The organism is Mediterraneibacter faecis, from assembly GCF_055383675.1.
This window is the reverse complement of sequence record NZ_AP043803.1, coordinates 2,297,453-2,318,488: the sequence shown is the minus strand read 5'-3', so window position 1 is coordinate 2,318,488 and position 21,036 is coordinate 2,297,453. Positions and strand designations below refer to the sequence as shown.

Here is a 21,036-nt window from a genome sequence, read left to right as displayed (position 1 = left end):
AAGCTCTTTCGCTTAAGGGCGTCCGCCCTATGATAAAAAAGTTGCCGGCTCTCTTATATAAGCGAGCTTATAACGTGAGCCATCAACTTTTTTATCGCATGGCAAACTGTAAAGAAAAAACACTTGACACCATCTTGCGTTTCGTGTATGATAGCAGAGGTGAAGATAATGAATAAGTTTTTAGAGCAGGCATTATTGTTTGATTTCTACGGGGAATTGCTTACAGATCATCAAAAGGAGATTTATGAGCAGTTCGCGCTGGAAGATCTTTCGCTCAGTGAGATTGCTGAGATGAAGGGGATCAGCCGCCAGGGTGTACATGATCTTGTGAAGCGGTGTCAGAAGACACTGGAAGGATATGAGATGAAGCTTCATCTTGTAGAAAAGTTCCTTTCCGTGAAGGAGAAGGTCAGTAAGATTGATGATACACTTGCTGAGTGGGAACGCGAGAAGAATGACCCGGAAGAGATGGTGAAGCGGATCCGTAAGATTGCGGATGCGATCATAGAGGAGTTATAGAATGGCATTTGACAGCTTAAGTGAAAAACTTCAGAATGTATTTAAGAACCTGCGAAGCAAGGGAAGACTGACAGAGGATGATGTTAAGGCAGCTCTGAAGGAAGTTAAGATGGCGCTTCTTGAAGCAGATGTAAACTTCAAGGTTGTTAAGGGCTTCATAAAGGATGTTCAGGAGAGGGCTGTTGGTCAGGATGTGATGAACGGACTGAATCCGGGACAGATGGTGATCAAGATCGTTAATGAAGAGCTGGTTAGGCTTATGGGATCTGAGACAACAGAGATCAAGCTTCAACCGGGCAGTGCGATCACAGTGATCATGATGGCAGGTCTTCAGGGAGCAGGTAAGACAACAACAACTGCAAAGCTTGCAGGAAAGTTTAAGTTAAAAGGTAAGAAACCACTTCTGGTAGCATGTGATGTTTACCGTCCGGCTGCAATTAAGCAGTTGGAGATCAACGCAGAGAAGCAGGGCGTAGAGATGTTCTCCATGGGAGACAAGAATAAGCCGGCGGATATTGCGAAGGCAGCAGTTGAGCATGCAGCAAAGAATGGTAACAATATTGTGATCCTTGATACTGCAGGACGTCTTCATGTAGATGAAGATATGATGGCAGAGCTTCAGGAGATTAAGGAAGCTGTGGAAGTTCATCAGACCATCCTGGTTGTCGATGCGATGACCGGACAGGATGCGGTGAATGTAGCAAGTTCCTTTAACGATAAGATTGGAATCGACGGTGTGATCGTCACAAAGCTTGACGGAGATACACGAGGCGGTGCTGCATTGTCTATCAAGGCAGTGACAGGAAAACCGATCCTTTATGTCGGCATGGGAGAGAAGCTTTCAGATCTGGAGCAGTTTTATCCGGACAGAATGGCATCCCGAATTCTGGGAATGGGAGATGTCCTTTCCCTGATTGAGAAGGCAGGCGCTGAGCTTGATGAAGAGAAAGCCAAGAAGATGGCTGATAAGATGAAGAAAGCTCAGTTTGACTTTGAAGATTATCTTGACAGTATGGAACAGATGCGTAAGATGGGCGGTTTGTCCAGCATCATGGGAATGCTGCCTGGAATGGGTAATCTCGGAGGTAAGATGCCTGATCTTGATTCCGAAGAGAATGAGAAGAAGATGGCTCAGATGGAAGCAATCATCTACTCCATGACTTTGGAAGAGAGAAGAAACCCGGATCTGCTGAATCCATCCAGAAAGCACAGAATTGCCAAGGGTGCAGGTGTGGATATCGCAGATGTGAACCGTATGGTAAAACAGTTCAACGAATCCAGAAAGATGATGAAGAAACTTCCTGGAATGATGGGTGGCAAAGGTGGAAAAAGGGGCAAATTCAAGCTTCCCTTTTGACATATAAATGAAACAATAACAAAAAATTAAGAAAAATTATGAGGTGAAAAAAATGGCAGTAAAGATCAGATTAAAGAGAATGGGACAGAAGAAGGCTCCTTTTTACAGAATCGTAGTAGCAGATTCTAGATCTCCAAGAGACGGAAGATTCATCGAGGAAATCGGAACATACGATCCGAACCTTGAGCCAAGCGCAATCAAAGTAGACGAGGAAGCAGCTAAGAAATGGCTCAACAATGGTGCTCAGCCAACAGAAGTTGTTGGAAAGATCTTCAAAGCAGCAGGAATCGAGAAATAATCGAATCTGTATGAGTAATGTCTGTAGCTGAGTGATCAGCTGCAGATAAATAACGATGTCTCCGCGGAGGGCGAGTATCATGAAAGAATTAGTTGAAGTTATTGCAAAGGCACTGGTAGATCAGCCGGATGAAGTCTCAGTTACTGAGAAAAAGGAAGGCAGAACTACTGTACTGGAACTTCATGTAGCAGATGGCGACATGGGTAAAGTGATCGGTAAGCAGGGTCGTATTGCAAAAGCAATCCGTTCTGTTGTTAAGGCAGCAGCAACAAAGGAAGACAAGAAAGTCGTTGTCGATATTGTTTAAGAACAGTATCAGGACGAAAGAAAAAAGTAACAGAGTCATTGCTTGGTAAAGCAGGGCTTAAAAAAGGGACAGCCTTCATAAAGAAGAGACTGCCCCTTTCTTTTTACGCGAGCAACGAGCCCAAGTCCGTGCTTGCACGAGACCTTGGCGACTGCCGCGATAACTTGAGAAACTCGCGAAGTGTGTTTCTCATAGTTTCATAAGAAAGGAATCAGGAATGGAACAATTTCTTCAGGTGGGAGTGATTTCTTCCACACATGGTCTGCGTGGTGAAGTTAAGGTATTCCCGACAACGGATGATGCTGCGCGTTTTCAGACATTGAAAAATGTTGTCCTTGATACAGGAAGGGAAAAGTTGGATCTTGAGATTCAGTCTGTTCGTTTTTTCAAGCAATTTGTAATTGTGAAATTCAAGGGCATTGATAATATCAATGATATTGAGAAATATAAAGGAAAAAGTCTCTTTGTAACAAGAGAAAATGCTGTCGAACTGGAAGAGGACGAGTATTATATCGGTGATCTGATCGGTATGGAGGTCTATACAGATGACAGTGAGGAACGCTTTGGAGTACTCAAAGACGTGATGGAGACAGGAGCAAACGAAGTGTATATCATTACTTCTGAGAATCACGGAGAAGTGCTGCTTCCTGCAATTCACGAGTGTATTTTGGATATTGATGTAGAAGCGAAGAAGATGAAAGTGCATCTGATGGAGGGATTACTGTAATGAATTTCCATGTATTGACTTTATTTCCGGAGATGATCGAGCAAGGTGTGAATACAAGTATTACAGGCCGTGCGATCAACAATGGACTTCTTTCGATCAATGCAGTAAATATCCGTGATTATGCATTTAATAAGCATAACAGTGTGGATGATTATCCATATGGCGGCGGTGCAGGCATGTTGATGCAGGCAGAACCGGTGTATCTGGCTTATGAGGCTGTGAAAGAGCAGATCGACAAGAGAAAGCAGGAGAACATCAAGTCGGAAGAAGTCACGTCAACGGAACCAGCGGATTGTTCTGAAGTGCGCAACATTGATTTGCAGGATGAAAATTCGAAGAAGCGTCCACTGCGTGTAGTCTATCTCTCTCCACAGGGAGATGTATTTAACCAGAAGATGGCAGAGGAGATGGCTCAGGAGGAAGACCTTGTGTTGCTTTGCGGTCATTATGAAGGAATCGACGAACGCGTTCTGGAAGAAATCGTGACAGATTATGTTTCCATCGGAGATTATGTACTGACCGGAGGCGAGCTTCCGGCAATGGTCATGATAGATACGATCTCAAGACTGGTTCCGGGAGTGCTTCACAATGATGTCTCAGCAGAATTTGAGTCATTTCAGGATAATCTTCTGGAGTATCCGCAGTATTCCAGACCGGAAGAGTGGAGAGGGAAGAAAGTTCCGCCCATCCTTCTGTCCGGACATCATGCGAATATTGAAAAATGGAGAAGAGAGCAGTCAATCCTTCGTACAATGGAGCGGCGCCCGGATCTTCTCAAGGAGAGTAATCTGACGGATAAAGAGAAGAAATGGATCCGCCAGGTGAAACGGGAACGCAAAGAAGCAGAAAAAATGAAATAGGGACTTGAAAAAAGCCCGGAAATATGGTAAACTACAAAAGTTGTGAAAAGAAGCGCGATGGTCCTCTGGCACAAAAGTGAAGTGTTAAGAACGTCAAATATTAAGGAGGTCACACAAAATGAACGAAATCATTAGAAAAATCGAAGCAGAACAGTTAAAGGAGAACGCACCTGAATTTCATGTTGGTGATACAGTAAAAGTATATGCCAAGATCAAAGAGGGTAACCGCGAAAGAATCCAGGTTTTCGAAGGAACAGTCCTGAAAAGACAGGGTGGCGGAGCAAGAGAGACTTTCACAGTAAGAAAGACATCTAACGGAATCGGTGTTGAGAAGACATGGCCGGTACATTCTCCACATGTTGAGAGAGTAGAAGTTGTTCGCAGAGGTAAAGTAAGAAGAGCGAAACTGAACTACTTAAGACAGCGTGTTGGTAAAGCTGCTAAGGTAAAAGAATTAGTAAAATAGTAACTATGAGAGGGACAATTACAGAACTTGTATATTGTCCCTTTTCTTATAGCTTACGCGAGCAACGAGCCAAAGTCCGTGCTTGCACGAGACCTTGGTGACTGCCGCGATAATTTGAGAAACTCGCGGAGCGTGTTTCTCATAGTTGGGAAGGAAAATAAGGAACCTATGGGGCAGAATCTGAGTTTTCGAAAGAATAACAGAAGAAAGAAAAAGAAGAAGCCGCAGATGAAGAAGAAAAACCATCTGAAATTTACAAACCGAAGTAAGAAATTAAAGTTTGAAAAGAAGAATTATCATATAACAAAGAATTCTTTGATTCTTGCAGGAGAGATACTATGTGTTTGTCTGGTGGCAGTACTTTTGATTGCATTTTTCGGGCATCGTGTAAGCAATGCAGGAGATGCCATGAGTCCGACAATTGAAAATGGAGAGGTTGTTCTTGTAGATCGTCTGATCGTGGATATGAAGACACCTTCCAGAGGAACTGTGGTGGCATTTCGACCAGACGGAAACCGCGAAGTTCATCTTTTAATTAGAAGGATTGTCGGTCTTCCGGGAGAGACTATCCAGATCAAGGATGGAACTGTTTATATTAATGGGAAAGAGCAGAAGAAACATATTCATGTATCAGAGATAAAAGATGCGGGGATAGCTTCTGATGAGATAAAGCTTGGCAAAGACGAGTACTTTGTGCTCGGAGATAACGAGGAGTCAGGCGAAGACAGCAGATCTGAGACGGTCGGAGTGGTAAAGGCAGATGAGATCTATGGAAAGGTCTGGTTCAATGTAAGCTCCGGGGAACATTTCGGATTTGTAAAAAGATAAAATAGAATGAAAAAATAACAGGAGGAATGCAATGCATTTTCAGTGGTATCCTGGCCATATGACAAAGGCCAGAAGAATGATGCAGGAGAATATTAAGCTGATCGATCTGATTATTGAGTTGGTTGACGCAAGAGTGCCGCTCAGCAGTCGTAATCCGGACATTGATGAGCTTGGAAAGAATAAGGCGAGACTGATTCTTTTGAATAAGGCAGATCTTGCGGAAGACAGAAGAAATGATGAGTGGATGGAATATTTCAAGAAGCAGGGATATTCTGTCGTGAAAGTGAATTCTAAGAAAGGCGGCGGAATCAAGTCGATCCAGTCTGTGATCCAGGAAGCATGTAAGGAGAAGATGGAACGTGACAGAAAGCGTGGAATCCTGAACCGTCCGGTACGTGCCATGGTGGTAGGAATTCCGAACGTAGGAAAATCTACCTTTATCAATGCGCTGGCAGGAAAAGCCTGTGCAAAAACAGGAAATAAGCCTGGAGTGACAAAGGGAAAACAGTGGATCCGTCTGAATAAGAATGTAGAACTTTTGGATACACCGGGAATTCTCTGGCCGAAGTTTGAAGACCAGACAGTAGGTTTGCGTCTTGCGTTTATCGGTTCGATTAAAGACGAGATTCTTCAGACAGAAGAACTGGCAAGTGAGCTTGTGAAATTTTTAAATCAGTCATATCCGGGAGTTCTTGAAGAGAAGTACACGATAGAATCTTCAGAAGATAATTATGAAGTGTTAAGAAGAATTGCAGAAAGCAGACACTGTCTGGTCAGAGGAAGCGAATTAGATGTGGAAAAAGCAGCGGCAATTCTTTTGGATGATTTTCGTAATGGCCGCCTTGGAAGGCTTACACTGGAGCTTCCAGAGGAGAACTAATACGGTATGAAAGAAATTATAAAAGAACTGGCTGGATGGCTTCTGTATATTGTACTGATCATTGCTCTTACCTGGACCGTGGTTACCTTTGTGGGGCAGAGAACAGAAGTCAGTGGTTCTTCTATGGAAACTACACTGTCAGATAAGGATCAGCTGATTGTTGATAAAATGACTTACCGCTTCAGAGATCCGAAACGATATGACATCGTAGTATTTCCATATCAATACCAGGACAATACCTATTATATTAAGCGGATCATCGGGCTGCCGGGAGAGACAGTACAGATTTTATCCGGAATGGTTTATATTGATGGGATGCGTCTGGATGAACATTATGGGAATGAAGTAATGGAGAATCCGGGCATTGCAGAAGAACCATTAACACTGGGTGAGGATGAATATTTTGTACTTGGAGATAATCGGAATAACAGCAGCGACAGCAGAGCATCCGATGTTGGTTTAATCCATAGAAAAGATCTGATCGGAAGGGCATGGATTCGCGTGTGGCCATTGAGTCAAATTGGGGTGATACATCATGAGTAAAAGTATTAGTGAGATCAAGATAGAATTTGAACAGGCAGGAGAACAACAGTGGGAAGCACTTTGTCAGGAATACGAGACGGATTCCAGAACAGGTGTAAAAAATCTGACAGCAAGATATCGGAAGAAGCAGCAGGCACTTGTTCAGGAGAGAGAACGCCTCGAGGTAATGAAAACATTCGAGAGAAAATATGCGGATTATAGTTTTATCTGTGGAATTGACGAGGCAGGAAGAGGTCCTCTGGCAGGACCGGTAGTAGCCGGTGCAGTGATTCTCCCAAAGGATTGTGAGATTCTCTATCTGAATGATTCAAAAAAACTGTCTGCTGCAAAGAGAGAAGAGTTGTATGATGAGATTATGGAGAAAGCGGTTGCAGCGGCAGTAGGTATGGCAAGTCCGGCGAGAATCGATGAAATTAATATTCTACAGGCAACTTATGAGGCAATGCGTGAAGCAATTTCAAAGCTGGCAGTAGAACCAGGGATTCTTTTGAATGATGCTGTGACGATTCCGGAGATGATCATTCCGCAGGTTCCGATTATTAAAGGAGATGCGAAGAGTGTGTCTATTGCAGCGGCAAGTATTCTTGCAAAAGTGACAAGGGATCGGCTGATGGTAGAATATGATAAAGTGATGCCAGAGTATGGATTTGCAGGCCATAAAGGATATGGATCCAAAGAACATATTGAGGCAATCAAGAAATATGGACCGACACCGATACATAGAAAGACATTTATCAAGAAGTTTATTTAATGATATCAGGGTTGTATAAAAGAAAGAGCTGCCAATGGCAGCTCTTCTTAAATCCGAAAGTTCGACGGATTAGAAGAGGGGAATCAGGTAGATGAAGGATCCGAAAAAAGAAAAGAATAACCGCAAGACAGGTGGAAACTATGAGCAGGCAGCAGGTTTTTATCTGGAACAGCATGGCTATCAGATACTACAGTACAATTATCGCTGTCGCATAGGAGAGATTGATATTGTTGCAAAAGAGGGGGAGAATCTGGTATTCTGTGAAGTGAAGTACAGAACTGGTCCTGGCAAGGGGAGTCCGCTGGAAGCTGTAGATGCAAGAAAGCAGAGAAAGATATTTCAGGCAGCAATGTATTATCTGACGGAATATCATATTAGTGATGTCCCATGTAGATTTGATGTGATCGGTATTGAAGGGACAAGGATCCAGCTGGTGAAGAATGCATTTTGCGGATAGAGAAGAAAGGACAGAATATGAGTTTAGGATTGATTTATAAGAACGCGGCACATATTTTTGATGAAGTAGAAAAGAAAACTCCTTATCTGGAATATCCATTGTTTCAGGAGACGGGCATTGTAACGAGTGCTTTTTCTACACGACTTGGAGGAGTCAGTGAGGGCTATTATTTTTCTCTGAATCTAAGCTTTGATCGTGGAGATGACCCGGCAAGGGTATTAGAGAATTTTAAAAGAATCGGAGCATCAATGGGTGTTAATGTCGAAGATATGGTTCTGTCAAAGCAGACACATACAACGAATGTCCGTGTGGTTACAGAGGAAGATAAGGGAAAAGGTGTTATGCGGGAACGCAATTATACAGATGTGGATGGGATGATCACAAATGTTCCGGGAATCTGTCTTGTGACTTCCTATGCAGATTGTGTACCACTTTACTTTGTGGATCCGGTGAAAAAGGCAATCGGGCTGAGTCATTCCGGCTGGAGAGGAACTGTTGGAAAGATTGGAAAAAATACTGTTCAGCTGATGCAGGAGAATTTTGGATCCAAACCGGAAGATCTGCTTGCAGCAGTAGGACCATCGGTATGTATGGATTGCTATGAGGTCAGTGAGGATGTAATTGAGCAGTTTAAGGAAGCTTTTGAAAAGAAATACTGGGAGGATCTTTTCTATAAGAAAGAGAACGGAAAATATCAGTTGAATTTATGGAAGGCAAATGAGCTGATCTTCCTGGAAAGTGGAATTCTGCCGGAGCATATGGCAATCACAAATGTTTGTACACATTGCAATAGTAAGATCCTATATTCTCACCGGACGATGGGGAACAACAGGGGAAATCTGTGTGCATTTCTTGCATTAAAATAAGGAGGTTAAAAGTATGTATCTGACAACAGTGAAAGAACTTGGAACAGCATTACTGACAAAGGGGACAGCTTTTGCATTGGCCCAAACAGCAACGCAGACGAATAACAGTTCCGTCAATGATGTGCTTGATTCTGCACAGGAAGTAACAGCAAGTACAGCAGATGAAGTGAATCGCTTTGTACAATATTTTAATGATAATATTCCGAATCTGATTGCCTTTGGGTTGAAGGTGATTTTCGCGATAGTATTTTACCTGATCGGATCTAAGGTGATATCTGTTATACGTAAAGTGGTAGGCAAATCAATGGAGAGATCCAATGCGGATGTTGGAGTTCGTCAGTTTGTTGATTCTATGTTGAAATTTGGGTTATACGCACTTCTGATCTTTATGATCGCAACAAAATTTGGCGTGGAATCTTCTTCTGTAGCAGCGATCATCGCTTCCGCCGGTGTGGCAATCGGTCTGGCATTACAAGGGAGTCTGTCGAACTTTGCAGGAGGTATCTTGATTCTTCTTCTCAGACCATTTGCAGTTGGAGATTATATTATTGTGAATTCAGAGGGAATCGAAGGAACTGTAAAGGTAATTCAGATCTTCTATACAAAGATGACAACAATCGATAATAAGACGATCGTTGTGCCAAACAGTATTCTGACAAGTAATAGTCTGACAAATGTAACAGCAAGACCGGAACGTCAGCTGGATCTTAAAGTAGGAATTTCTTATGAATCTGATCTGAAGAAAGCAAAAGAGATCGTAGAGAATCTTCTACTGAAGGATGAAGATGTTATTCAGGATGAAGAGATTAAAGTGTTCATATCAGAACTTGCAGACAGCAGTGTTGTGATCGGACTTAGAGCCTGGGTGAAGACAGAAGCTTACTGGGCAACGCGCTGGAGAATCCTTGAGGAGATTAAAATGTCTTTTGATGAGGAAGGCATTGACATCCCATATAATCAGTTGACAGTTCATATGGCAAATCATTAGTTATTATTTATTAGAATGATAAAAGTCTATAGAAGTTGATTAAAAAAGAGGTTGAAATTTATATCCAAACGCGATATAATAACAAAGGTCGTCAGAATTGACGACCATATGCCGAAATAGCTCAGTTGGTAGAGCACTTCACTCGTAATGAAGGGGTCGTCGGTTCGAGTCCGATTTTCGGCTGAAGAGTAAAGACCGTTGTTGATTTCAGTTGTATCTGGAATCAGCAGCGGTTTTTTATATATTAGGAAAGTTCTTTCCTAATATATAAAAAACGCTCCGCTCAGGATGCGCACTTATAACGAACTTAGAACGGATACGAAAAAGCATCTTGACGAAGGAAATGAAAATGGATACAATATTGTTACGAGTTTATAAAAAAAGATGAAAAATTTTCTCTAATAAAGTAAAAAGAAATAAAATTAATTCTTTTAAAACAAGATTAGACAGAAGCAGAGAAATAGAAAAAATACAGAGGGTGAAAATATGGCATCAGTACAGACAAAAGATTACATTGTGCAGTTAATTAAAGAGGAGATTCTTTCAGGAGTTATGAAACCGGGAGAAGAGCTGGCACAGGAAGCACTTGCAGAGCGTCTTGGTGTTTCAAGAATGCCGATCCGTGAGGCATTACAGAATCTTGTTCAGGAGGGATTTGCGGTACGTCTTCCAAACCGCCATATCCAGGCAGTAGTTTTGAGCGCACAGCAGATTCATGATGTATTTCATGTGATTGCAGCGATGGCAGCAGAGAATACGATCTTAGTTGCAAAGAAAGAGCAGATGCTTCGAAGGAAAAATGTGGAACAAACGAGTCAGACAGAATTCGAAGAAGATGGACAGAGCAAGCTTTTCCTTGAGCAAGAGATTGAGAAAACTCCAAGCGAGCAGCTTTTCCAGATACTTTCCGGCATGGAGAATGCGTTGAGACCAGAGAAGAAGGCAGAGTGGGAGATGGTTTATCAGGAGAGACTCATCAGTTTGTTTGAGAATCCATATCTGTCACAGCTTCAGGGGAAGACGATGGATGGTTATGTAGCTTATGCAATTGAGAAAATGGGAGATAAGCAGCAGAAGTTAGAGCAGCTTCGCCGTATCACAGAAGGTATTGCAGAGAATAGTGAGCAGAAGATCCGAATGGGACTTCGAGAATACTATCTTTCTTATGCTGATGCTTTTGTAGAAAGATGGGAGAAGAAGGCAGAAGAAACAGAAAAAACAGAAAAATAGGTTGAATTGTTATAGGGGTGATTACATACGTATGTAGGTTGTAATCACCCCTTTTTCTATAAACAAAGTTTTATCTAGATTTGTTAGTGAGCAATTGCTATGGTAGCAAAGGCACCTCATGTTCGTCATTTCGTACAAGATGTGTTAAAAAAACACTGGATTATATCGCAAATATGATGATAAAATATAAATCAGATGATGGGTTAGAAAATTGGAAAGGGAGGACGATGGAAAAAGCACGACAAGTAAAAAGAGTCCTGCTGCAGGCAATTAAGATTGCGGTGGGCAGCAGTGTAGCAATTTATCTAGCGCATATACTGGGATTGGAGTATGAGGCATCTGCCGGAAGTATCACACTGCTTACGTTGGTAACAACAAAATGGGAGACGGTGAAATTATCTTTTTATCGTATGGCGACATTTGTTTTGGCGGTAGTTCTGGCGGCGTTGACATTTGGACATATGACGAGTTCCTGGCTTGCGTATGGAATCTATGTATTTCTGATCGTTGCGGTCAGTCATAGTCTTGGATGGTCGGCAACAATTTCGGTAAATGCCGTTATCGGCACACATTTTCTTATGACAAGAGATTTTAGTCCGGAGTTTATTCGCAATGAGCTGTTTTTAGTAATGATTGGAATCACAATCGCGATTGTACTGAATTTGTTCTATGATTATGAAGGACAGAGACAGGATCTGATTCGTTATATGAGGGAGACAGAGAATCAGCTACAGATTCTTTTGTGTGAACTTGCAGCGTATCTTCATAATAAAGATATGGAGATTAATGTCTGGGATCAGATCATCGCCTTTGAGGGGAGAATGCATGAATTTATCAAGGCAGCGTATGATTACCAGGATAATACATTTCATTCGCATCCGGGATACTATATAGATTACTTTGAAATGCGTCTGGCGCAGCTGCAGGTACTTCATAACCTGCATTATGAGATCAAGAAGATCCGTAAGATGCCGAAGCAGGCACTTGTGATCGCAGATTATATCATGTATATGGCAGATTATGTTGTTGAGATGAATATTCCAGATCAGCAGATTGAGAAGTTGGAAGAGATTTCGGAGCAAATGAAGCAAGAAGAACTTCCAAAGACGCGCGAAGAGTTCGAAGGACGAGCACTTCTGTATCATATTTTGATGGATCTGGAGGAATTTCTTGTATATAAGAAGCGATTTGTGAATGGATTGGATGAGAAGAAGCTTCGTATCTACTGGAAACAGGAGATGGAGCAAAAAGATAGCGCAAACGAGTTGCAGAAATGATGAAAAGAAACGGATTAAAGTCAGAAGAAACAAAAACAAAGCATTTTCTGATTTTAATCCGTTTTTATTAATTATAATATGTTACTGAAAGAATCAGATTTTTCCCGGGAATAATGTGCCGGCTCTTCCGCCTTTTACAATATCATAAAGGACTTCCGGATGCTTTCCGTTTGTAACAATTGTGTTTGTTCCCTGGGAAGTGGCAAGGGATGCGGCCTGAAGTTTTGTACGCATTCCGCCTGTTCCACGTCGGGAACCTGCGCCACCGGCTAAAGCATAGACGCTGTCATCAATTGTATCAATCTGATCGATTAGCTGTGCATTTGGATACAATCTTGGATCGTGATCATAAAATCCATCAATGTCGGAGAAAATGACCAGATGCTTTGCGCGGCAGAGTACTGCAACGACAGCTGAGAGCATGTCGTTATCACCGAAGAGACGATCCTCGGATTCGATTTCTTTATAGCTTACGGAGTCATTTTCGTTTACAATCGGGATTACACCCATCTCGAGAAGCGCATTGAATGTATTGATCAGATTTTCCTTTTTTTCTTCTTCTTCAATATCATCTGCATTGAGCAGGATCTGGGCAACTGTCTTGTCATAGTCACCGAAGAACTTGTCATACAGATACATCAGACTACACTGTCCAACTGCAGCAGCAGCCTGTTTCATACGCATACTGTCTGGTTTAGCAGTCATGTTCAGTTTATTTCTTCCGACTGCGATCGCTCCGGAGGAAACGAGTACAACTTCATATCCCATGTTCTGGATATCAGAAAGTACACAGGCAAGACGGTCTGTTGTACGAAGATCGCTCTTTCCGGCGTCATTGGTAAGTGTAGATGTTCCAACTTTTACTACGATTCGATTATTATAAAGTCCCATAATACATAACTCCTTGCTGAATATCTTTTAAAATAATTTCCGGATGTCAGTTAACAACCAGCCTTGTCTCCTCGACTGTTTTATAGTATCATACAGTTATCAATTACAAAAGCGAATGTTTCTCATGGATTACATGACAAAATTAAATATAAAGTAAGTGAAGAGATTTTTCGTAGCGAAAACAGATGGGAAAATGTAAAGCGAAAGGAGTGTTAAATTCATGGATGGAAGTATTCAGAAATACATGGCATTTGTTAAGACAGTAGAGTGTGGAAGTTTTACAAAGGCAGCGGAACAGTTGAGTTATTCCCAGTCCGGGATCAGCCGAATGATCAATGATCTGGAAAAGGAATGGAAGGTAGTTCTGCTTGAACGAAGCAAGTCAGGAGTAAAGCTTACAAGCAGCGGGATGAAGTTACTTCCTTATGCGGAACGGGTCTGCAGAGAATACGAGAAACTTCAATTGGAAGTTGATGAGCTTCAAGGGTTAAAGTCAGGATTGATCCGTATCGGTACATTTTCCAGCGTAGCAACACATTGGCTGCCGAATATTATCAAGGAATTTCAGAAAAATTATCCAAACATTGATTACGAGATGCTTTTGGGTGATTATACGGATATTGAAGAATGGATCATGGAAGGGCGAATTGACTGTGGATTCACAAGATTGCCGGTAAGGGATGAGATGGATACAATTTTCCTGGAGCAGGATAGGCTGCTTGTCGTGCTTCCGGAAGGACATCCGCTGACAGAACTTCAGAAGATTCCGGTCAGTGCGCTTTGTGAGGAACCGTTTATGCTATTGGAGAAAGGTGCTAAGGCAGAAGTTTCTGAGATCTTTGAAAGAAGTAATTTAAAGCCGAAAGTACATTTCACAACATGGGATGACTACGCGATCATGGCGATGGTTGAGAGTGGGCTTGGAATCAGTGTTTTGCCGGAACTGATTTTGAAACGGATTCCGTATCGAATTGTTACACGAGAACTGGAAATCCCGGCGTATCGTAATATAGGACTTGCCATGCGTAACAGAAAAGGTGCAACTCCGGCGGTGAAGCGGTTCCTGGAGTATCTGCAGTATAGATAATAAGAAATGTGAAACTTTTAGTTACTGTTCACTCCCGTGTCAATCACTACGCTGATTGGCACGGAGGATGCACGTTTTATCTTGAATGGCATCTCGCCCATCGCCAAAGGCGATTTTAAATGGCGAGATGCGTTGCTGGTCACAGGTACTGTGAACAGTAACAACTTTTATGAAGTGGTATGTTCTGAATGATAATTTGCTTGATAGAAGGAAATATATGAGAGTATAATGTTACTATTATGATAAAAAGGGCTTATTCTATGACCGACATTATAAGAGTCATCAGCAATCAGAGAAGAGCACAAAGATTGAAAGAAGGAGAAAAAGATGGCGATTAAACATATTTTATTTGACTTAGACGGAACACTTTTACCGATGGTACAGGACGAATTTGTCCGTTTTTATATGCCGCTTCTTGCAAAGGCATATTTGAAGAAAGGCGTGGAAATGGATCCAAAAGGATTCATTGGTGCAGTATGGAAAGGCTATGAGGCGATGGTGAAAAATGATGGTTCCAGAACAAATCGAGAGGCATTCTGGAGTTATATTGATGAATTCCTGCCGCTTTCTGTGGAAGAATCAGAGGCAATCGCAGATGCATTTTATGAGGATGAATTCAATCAGGCCAAGTGCACGACACAGCCGACACCACTTTCAGATATGGTTATAAAAGAGGCGAAGAAGAAAGGCATTGAAGTTTATCTTGCAACGAACCCGATCTTTCCAAGATGTGCAACAATGAATCGTATCGACTGGGCGGGACTGGATCCGGAAGATTTTAAGATTATTACAACATATGAAGATCATGTATATTGTAAGCCAAATCCGGAATATTTCCGTCAAATTTTGGAACAGTTTGAGCTTGATCCGTCAGAGTGTCTGATGGTTGGAAATGACGTGGAGGAAGATCTTGCGATCCGTGCGCTTGGAGTTCCTGTATTTCTTATCACAGATACGATGGAGAATAAGAAAAACCTTCCGATCGACTCCGAATATCAGGGCTCGATGGAAGAGTTACTGGAATTTGTAAAAGAATTGCCGGAAGTGTAAGAGCGCGGTGAGAATGTAAAATAAGAATGAAAGATAATCGTTTAATATTGCGAAACACCTTGAGGAGGTATTAGTAAAAAATCTCTTCAAGGTGTTTTGTGTTTATAGGAAGCTGAAAACAAGCGTAAGAAAGGCGCAATAGAGAAATTTGTTTTACATGGATTTAACATAAATCATATCAGAATGTAAAGCAGCATTTGTAAAATAGAACAGAAAAATGGAAAAGAATGTTGTCAGCTTTGTATTTAAGATGACAACAAAGACTCAGAGAGGGCATTATTATATGATTAAAATTTATGTGATGGATACCAATGTTCTGATTCAGTCCCCAAATGCGCTTTTTAGTTTTGAGGATAATCTGGTCGTTCTCCCGATGGTTGTATTGGAAGAACTTGATCATTTGAAAAAAGCAGATGGCGAGACAGGAGCCAATGCAAGAAAATGTATCCGTCTGCTTGAAGAACTGCGTCAGAAGGGGAATCTTCTGGAGGGTGTATCCCTTGAGAATGGAGAAATCTGTTGGGTTGAAAAGAATTTTGTAGATGTTGAACTTCCGGTAGATTTATCTCTGGAGGTCGCAGATAACAGAATCTTAAAGGTTTGCCTTGGATTAAAGAAATCAAGAAAAGAACAGGTTGTTCTTGTGACGAAAGATATCCTGCTTCGAATTAAAGCACAGGTGTTGGATCTGTGTGCAGAAGATTTTATTTCCGAGCAGGTGATAGCTCATGACAGACAGTATACCGGAAGATGTGAAGTTTATGCACCGGATGAATTGTTTAAGGATTTTAAGAAAAAGGGAATACCGGTGGATGAAGTTTATCAATTAGATGAGAATGAGAAAGCATTTTGTCCTAATCTTTTGGAAAATCAGTTTGTGATCATTAAATCAGATCAGGCAAGAAAGAAGACACATCTTGGAAGAGTGGAGCATGGAATCCTTCGGAAACTGGAATTTAGAAAGAGTTCTCCGTATGGAATTTCTCCAAGAAATGCAGGACAGTATTTCTTACAGGAAGCTTTGATGCAGCCAGCAGAGAAAGCACCGCTTGTTATTGTCAAAGGAATGGCCGGAACAAGCAAGACATTTTATTCTCTTGCAGTAGGTCTGGAAAAATTGATGAATCATCCGACAGGCGAATACAGAAAGATTCTTGTCTGTAGACCGAATGCGCAATTTGACGAAGGAATCGGATTCCTTCCGGGAGATGAACAGGAAAAGATTTCTCCGTTGATGCGCCCGGTCCTTGATAACCTGGAGCAGTTGCTTGATTCGAATGAGGACGAGCGTTATAAAGACGAAGAGGTATTGCGGGATAAAGTGGAGGAAATTTATTCCAGAGGTTTCATTCAGGCAGAGGCACTGAATTTTATCCGTGGCCGGTCGATCGTCAAGACGTATCTGATCATTGATGAAGCGCAGAATACAACGCCGGATCAGATCAAAGGCATTATCACAAGAGCAGGAAAGGATACGAAGATCATTCTTTTAGGAGATCCGAATCAGATAGACCGTCCGTTCCTGGATGAGAGAACCAATGGTCTGAGTTATGCGGCAGAACATATGAAAGGAAGTCCATTGTGCTGGCAACTGACGATGACAGCAGAAGAATGCGAACGTTCAGAACTTGCAATGGAGGCAGTAAAAAGACTTTGAAAACAACATATAAAGAGATTCGGGAGATAGAAGAAATAAATCTGTTGATCGAACAGGGAAATGCTACTTTAAAAGAGCTTGGATATACAGAACATTCCAAAAAACATGCCGCAAAAGTATCAGATACTGCAGGCAAGATTCTGACAGAGCTCGGATATGGAAAACATAAGATTGAACTTGCAAGAATCGCAGGTTATATGCATGACATCGGAAATAGTATTAACAGGCATGATCATGCACACAGCGGTGCACTGCTGGCATATCAGATATTAAAGGATACAGAGATGTCATTGAAAGATGTTCTGGTAATTATGACAGCAATCGGTCACCATGACGAGGCAACCGGAGATGCTGTGGATCCGGTATCAGCTGCACTGATACTGGCAGATAAGACAGATGTAAGACGAAACCGTGTACAGAATCCGGTTCCGGCAACATTTGACATACATGACAGGGTAAATTATGCAGCCCTGTCAACGAAGTTGACAATTCAAAAAGAGAAGAAAGTAATTCAGATGGAACTGGAGCTAGATGATGAAATCTGCACCGTTATGGATTATTTTGAAATCTTTCTGGAGCGTATGATCATGTGCAGAAGAGCGGCAGAACGCCTTGACTGTAAATTTAAGCTAATTGCAAATGGCAACAAAATGTGTTAAAGGATGGAGAAAATTAAAATGAGTAATGTATACATGAACCGTGAATTATCCTGGTTGAAGTTCAATGAAAGAGTATTGGAGGAAGCAGAAAACCCGGAAGTACCGCTGTGCGAGCGTATGACATTTGTGTCAATCTATCAGAGTAATCTGGATGAATTCTTCCGTGTGCGTGTCGGATCACTTCAGGATCAGATGCTGATCAGTACAGAGATCAGAGAGAATAAGACAAAGATGACTTCAGCAGAACAGATCCGTGCAATCATTAAAGAAGTTAAGAAGCTGAATCAGAGAAAAGATAAGGCTTATGAGAAGCTGATGAAGAAGATTGAAGAGTACGGAATTACATTGATTAATCATGCTTCTGCAAAATCAGAGGAGAAAAAATTTCTTGAGAAGTATTTTATGAAGGAGATCATGCCTTTAAGTTCACCGACAATCGTCGGTAAGAGACAACCATTTCCTTTCTTAAAAAATGGAGAAATTTACGCAGTCGTTGTTCTTGAGACGAGAAATAAGAAGGAAAGAATCGGAATCATTCCATGCTCCAACAATATGCTGACAAGAATGGTTGAACTTCCCGGTGGAAAAGGAAGATATATGCTCATTGAAGATCTGATTCTTCATTATATTGGCAAAGTCTTTAAGGGATACAAGGTAAAGGGGAAATCTTTATTGAAGGTCGTAAGAAATGCGGATATCGATGCCGATGCGGCTTATGATGAGGATCTTGATTATCGTGAGTTTATGGAAGATCTGATGAAGCAGAGAAAGAAACTCTCTCCGGTGCGTATTGATCTTTCCAGAGAGATGGATGAAACTGTTGTAGACGCATTGTGCAGATACCTGGATGTAACTCCGGATAGAGTATTCCGTAGTGAAGCACCACTGGATGTTTCTTTCGTGTTCCAGCTTCAGGATCTTCTGCGCAGAAATACAGAGCTCTTCTATGAAAAGCGCGTGCCGCAGAAGAGTCCGGAATTCAAGGATGGACAGAGCATTTTACAGCAGATCACACAGGAAGACAAGCTGTTATCCTATCCTTATGATTCTATCAGACCTTTCCTGAAAATGCTGACAGAAGCAGCAGAGGATGACAGTGTCATTTCCATTAAGATGACATTGTACCGACTGGCAAAACAGAGTAAGGTCATCGAGGCACTTTGCGAGGCGGCAGAGAATGGAAAAGAAGTAGTTGTTCTCGTAGAGCTTCGTGCACGTTTTGATGAGGAGAATAATATCCGCTGGTCCAGAATGCTCGAAGAGGCCGGATGCCAGATCATCTACGGACTGGAGCATTATAAAGTACACTCCAAGCTGTGCCTGATCACACGCAGAGGGGAAAATGGAATCCAGTACATCACACAGATCGGAACAGGAAACTACAACGAGAAGACCGCAAGACTTTATACAGACCTCTCTCTTATGACAGCGAATGAGCAGATTGGAATGGATGCCGCAAGAGTTTTCCAGGCACTGGCTAAAGGTGAAGTAGTTGAAGATATGGAACATTTACTCGTTGCACCAAAATGCCTTCAGTCTAAAGTGATCGAGAAAATCGAGGAACAGATCCAGAAACAGAAAAATGGAGAGACTGCATACATCGGCCTGAAAATGAATTCTCTGACAGATAAGCGTATCATTGATAAATTAATCGATGCGTCTAAGGCTGGTGTGAAGATTGACATGATCGTCAGAGGTATCTGCTGTCTGATCCCAGGTGTGGAAGGTGAGACAGAGAATATTCATGTGATCAGTGTTGTCGGAAGATTCCTGGAACATTCCAGAATCTATATCTTCGGAAATGGAGAAGAGGCACAGTATTATATCGGATCTGCTGATTTCATGACACGAAATACAGTGAAGCGTGTAGAGGTTGCAGCGCCAGTTTATTCCGAACGATTAAAGAAACGTCTGCAGGATCTTTTTGATTTGATGTTAAGTGATAACAAAAAAGCGCGAAAGGAGGATGCAAAAGGAGCCTATTCTGTGGTAGAATGTAAGGGACAGCCAATTAACTCACAGGAACTTCTTTACCAGGAAGCCTATGCGAAAGCAGCAGTGAACAGTAGTAATCAGCTGGAGGGGCTGTACAACAGACAGAAAATAAGGTGATAGAATGATCTATAAATTCGGGGAACGTCTGACAGAGATCAGTCAGGAAGAATGGGAGAAAGAAAAGTGTCCTGCTGTGTTCCTCACAGATTCCAATCATGCGGAGGAGACATTGGCAACAGTAGGGATCATATATGAAAGTGAGATCCAGATTGCGAAGATCGGATTCTGTAAGATTGAGAATCAGCAGGAATGTATGGTAGGAACTTTCTGCATTCCAAAGCTTCTTGATGTATTAGGAAGCAGATACCGAATGTACATGTTTGTAAATGAAAATAATGTTGTTATCGTAGATGATGAAACATTTTCTGAGCGGCTTATTAATAGGATCAAGAGGAAACGAATGCATCAGGGTGAGACGAAAGAACGTTTCCTCTATAATTACATAGCAGAATTCATGAGCAGGGATCTGGAGATCCTTGTGGCCTATGAGCGTAGACTTCTTCGGATGGAAGAGGATGTGTCCCAGGATCATACAGATACGATCCAGAACCGACTGATGCCGATCCGAAGGGAACTTCTGAATCTGAGAAGCTATTATGATGAGATGATGGACTTGACAAAAGAGCTTGAAGAGAACGAGAATGGATTGTTTTTGAATGATCAATTGAAATATTTCGGAACACTTACTGACCGTGCAGACCGTCTGATGAGCCGTACTTCTCATCTGTTGGAATATGCCCGTCAGGTAAAGGAGGCTTACCAGTCTCAGATTGATAATAGACAGAATAACAATATGCAGTTTTTAACAGTGATTTCTACGATTTTCTTCCCACTGACATTGATCACGGGATGGTTTGGAATGAACTTTAAAGATATGCCTGGACTTGAAAATGGATATCCGGCGGTAATGGCACTTAGTATTGTCATTATCGTGATCTGTATTTTGATCTTCAAGAAAAAGAAGATCATCTAAAAAACTGAAAAAACTGTAAAAATAGCGTTGACAATCCTCGATTGAATGCTATAATGATGGTCAGAAGAAGTTAAGGATTATAAAGCAACATAGTTCTTAGCCGATAACACGATGACGAGACGAGTAGGATGTGGAATGTTACAGAGAGAGATACATTTGCTGGAAGTATCTTAGCAGGAATCATTTGAAGACTACCTCTGAGTGGCCCCAATCCGGTCCGGTGATTCCGTTATAATCATGAATGAAGTGGTTTTAAAGCAGTACATTTACTGTGATCTTGAAAACAAAAAGGGTGGAACCGCGGATAGTA

At 41.7% G+C, this 21,036-nt stretch carries 23 protein-coding genes and 1 tRNA gene; 23 read left to right on the top strand and 1 reads right to left on the bottom strand.

Annotated elements, in window-relative coordinates:
• Positions 1 to 168: 168 nt before the first annotated feature.
• From ylxM to ACZ47Z_RS10800, 17 genes are all read left to right on the top strand, one after another.
• A complete protein-coding gene (ylxM, locus tag ACZ47Z_RS10880; RefSeq protein ID WP_015529516.1) occupies positions 169 to 519 on the top strand; it encodes a YlxM family DNA-binding protein in 351 nt (116 codons plus the stop codon).
• 1 nt (position 520) lies between these two features.
• Positions 521 to 1,876, top strand: a complete 1,356-nt coding sequence (ffh, locus tag ACZ47Z_RS10875; protein ID WP_054752255.1) for a signal recognition particle protein — start codon at positions 521 to 523, stop codon at positions 1,874 to 1,876.
• A 52-nt stretch (positions 1,877 to 1,928) separates the two neighbouring features.
• Complete coding sequence (gene rpsP, locus ACZ47Z_RS10870) at positions 1,929 to 2,174, top strand: 30S ribosomal protein S16 (protein WP_015529518.1); 246 nt, start codon at positions 1,929 to 1,931, stop codon at positions 2,172 to 2,174.
• A 79-nt stretch (positions 2,175 to 2,253) separates the two neighbouring features.
• The gene (locus ACZ47Z_RS10865; protein ID WP_020436868.1) at positions 2,254 to 2,481 is read left to right on the top strand and encodes a KH domain-containing protein; all 228 of its coding nucleotides are present in this window, start codon (positions 2,254 to 2,256) and stop codon (positions 2,479 to 2,481) included.
• A gap of 217 nt (positions 2,482 to 2,698) precedes the next feature.
• A complete protein-coding gene (gene rimM, locus ACZ47Z_RS10860; RefSeq protein WP_015529520.1) occupies positions 2,699 to 3,208 on the top strand; it encodes a ribosome maturation factor RimM in 510 nt (169 codons plus the stop codon).
• Positions 3,208 to 4,068: a tRNA (guanosine(37)-N1)-methyltransferase TrmD gene (trmD, locus tag ACZ47Z_RS10855; RefSeq protein ID WP_054752257.1), complete on the top strand. Its 861-nt coding sequence runs from the start codon at positions 3,208 to 3,210 to the stop codon at positions 4,066 to 4,068. Before rimM ends, trmD begins: the two co-directional genes overlap by 1 nt.
• A gap of 118 nt (positions 4,069 to 4,186) precedes the next feature.
• Complete coding sequence (gene rplS, locus ACZ47Z_RS10850) at positions 4,187 to 4,534, top strand: 50S ribosomal protein L19 (RefSeq protein WP_020436870.1); 348 nt, start codon at positions 4,187 to 4,189, stop codon at positions 4,532 to 4,534.
• A gap of 168 nt (positions 4,535 to 4,702) precedes the next feature.
• Positions 4,703 to 5,362: a signal peptidase I gene (gene lepB, locus ACZ47Z_RS10845; protein WP_020436871.1), complete on the top strand. Its 660-nt coding sequence runs from the start codon at positions 4,703 to 4,705 to the stop codon at positions 5,360 to 5,362.
• Positions 5,363 to 5,393: 31 nt separating this feature from the next.
• On the top strand, positions 5,394 to 6,242 hold the full coding sequence (gene ylqF / locus ACZ47Z_RS10840) for a ribosome biogenesis GTPase YlqF (RefSeq protein ID WP_020436872.1): 849 nt from the start codon (positions 5,394 to 5,396) through the stop codon (positions 6,240 to 6,242).
• Positions 6,243 to 6,248: 6 nt separating this feature from the next.
• A complete protein-coding gene (gene lepB, locus ACZ47Z_RS10835; RefSeq protein ID WP_020436873.1) occupies positions 6,249 to 6,785 on the top strand; it encodes a signal peptidase I in 537 nt (178 codons plus the stop codon).
• Complete coding sequence (locus ACZ47Z_RS10830) at positions 6,778 to 7,536, top strand: ribonuclease HII (RefSeq protein ID WP_015529526.1); 759 nt, start codon at positions 6,778 to 6,780, stop codon at positions 7,534 to 7,536. The genes lepB (ACZ47Z_RS10835) and ACZ47Z_RS10830 overlap by 8 nt, the downstream gene beginning before the upstream one ends.
• A gap of 91 nt (positions 7,537 to 7,627) precedes the next feature.
• Positions 7,628 to 7,993, top strand: a complete 366-nt coding sequence (locus ACZ47Z_RS10825) for a YraN family protein (RefSeq protein WP_015529527.1) — start codon at positions 7,628 to 7,630, stop codon at positions 7,991 to 7,993.
• 17 nt (positions 7,994 to 8,010) lie between these two features.
• On the top strand, positions 8,011 to 8,859 hold the full coding sequence (gene pgeF / locus ACZ47Z_RS10820; protein WP_464525559.1) for a peptidoglycan editing factor PgeF: 849 nt from the start codon (positions 8,011 to 8,013) through the stop codon (positions 8,857 to 8,859).
• A gap of 13 nt (positions 8,860 to 8,872) precedes the next feature.
• Complete coding sequence (locus tag ACZ47Z_RS10815) at positions 8,873 to 9,847, top strand: mechanosensitive ion channel family protein (protein ID WP_464525558.1); 975 nt, start codon at positions 8,873 to 8,875, stop codon at positions 9,845 to 9,847.
• 110 nt (positions 9,848 to 9,957) lie between these two features.
• Positions 9,958 to 10,030, top strand: a tRNA-Thr gene (locus ACZ47Z_RS10810).
• Between the two features lie 303 nt (positions 10,031 to 10,333).
• Positions 10,334 to 11,077 carry a GntR family transcriptional regulator gene (locus ACZ47Z_RS10805; protein ID WP_464525557.1) on the top strand — a complete coding sequence of 248 codons (744 nt, stop codon included), beginning with the start codon at positions 10,334 to 10,336 and terminating at the stop codon, positions 11,075 to 11,077.
• A 227-nt stretch (positions 11,078 to 11,304) separates the two neighbouring features.
• Positions 11,305 to 12,354 (top strand): aromatic acid exporter family protein, encoded by a 1,050-nt coding sequence (locus ACZ47Z_RS10800; RefSeq protein WP_055157250.1) that lies wholly within the window; start codon positions 11,305 to 11,307, stop codon positions 12,352 to 12,354.
• Between the two features lie 93 nt (positions 12,355 to 12,447).
• On the opposite strand, the gene proB is transcribed toward ACZ47Z_RS10800, so the two are convergent.
• Positions 12,448 to 13,245 carry a glutamate 5-kinase gene (proB, locus tag ACZ47Z_RS10795; protein ID WP_054752269.1) on the bottom strand — a complete coding sequence of 266 codons (798 nt, stop codon included), beginning with the start codon at positions 13,243 to 13,245 and terminating at the stop codon, positions 12,448 to 12,450.
• Positions 13,246 to 13,465: 220 nt separating this feature from the next.
• On the opposite strand from proB, the gene ACZ47Z_RS10790 reads away from it, so the two are divergent.
• From ACZ47Z_RS10790 to ACZ47Z_RS10765, 6 genes are all read left to right on the top strand, one after another.
• Positions 13,466 to 14,332, top strand: a complete 867-nt coding sequence (locus tag ACZ47Z_RS10790) for a LysR family transcriptional regulator (protein ID WP_054752272.1) — start codon at positions 13,466 to 13,468, stop codon at positions 14,330 to 14,332.
• 327 nt (positions 14,333 to 14,659) lie between these two features.
• A complete protein-coding gene (locus tag ACZ47Z_RS10785; RefSeq protein ID WP_054752274.1) occupies positions 14,660 to 15,382 on the top strand; it encodes an HAD family hydrolase in 723 nt (240 codons plus the stop codon).
• 283 nt (positions 15,383 to 15,665) lie between these two features.
• A complete protein-coding gene (locus ACZ47Z_RS10780) occupies positions 15,666 to 17,039 on the top strand; it encodes a PhoH family protein (RefSeq protein WP_464526055.1) in 1,374 nt (457 codons plus the stop codon).
• Positions 16,994 to 17,698, top strand: coding sequence for an HD domain-containing protein (locus ACZ47Z_RS10775; RefSeq protein ID WP_054752276.1), 705 nt, complete (start codon positions 16,994 to 16,996; stop codon positions 17,696 to 17,698). Before ACZ47Z_RS10780 ends, ACZ47Z_RS10775 begins: the two co-directional genes overlap by 46 nt.
• 18 nt (positions 17,699 to 17,716) lie before the next feature.
• A complete protein-coding gene (ppk1, locus tag ACZ47Z_RS10770; protein ID WP_412376812.1) occupies positions 17,717 to 19,810 on the top strand; it encodes a polyphosphate kinase 1 in 2,094 nt (697 codons plus the stop codon).
• 4 nt (positions 19,811 to 19,814) lie between these two features.
• The gene (locus ACZ47Z_RS10765) at positions 19,815 to 20,726 is read left to right on the top strand and encodes a magnesium transporter CorA family protein (RefSeq protein WP_195937209.1); all 912 of its coding nucleotides are present in this window, start codon (positions 19,815 to 19,817) and stop codon (positions 20,724 to 20,726) included.
• Positions 20,727 to 21,036: the final 310 nt, after the last annotated feature.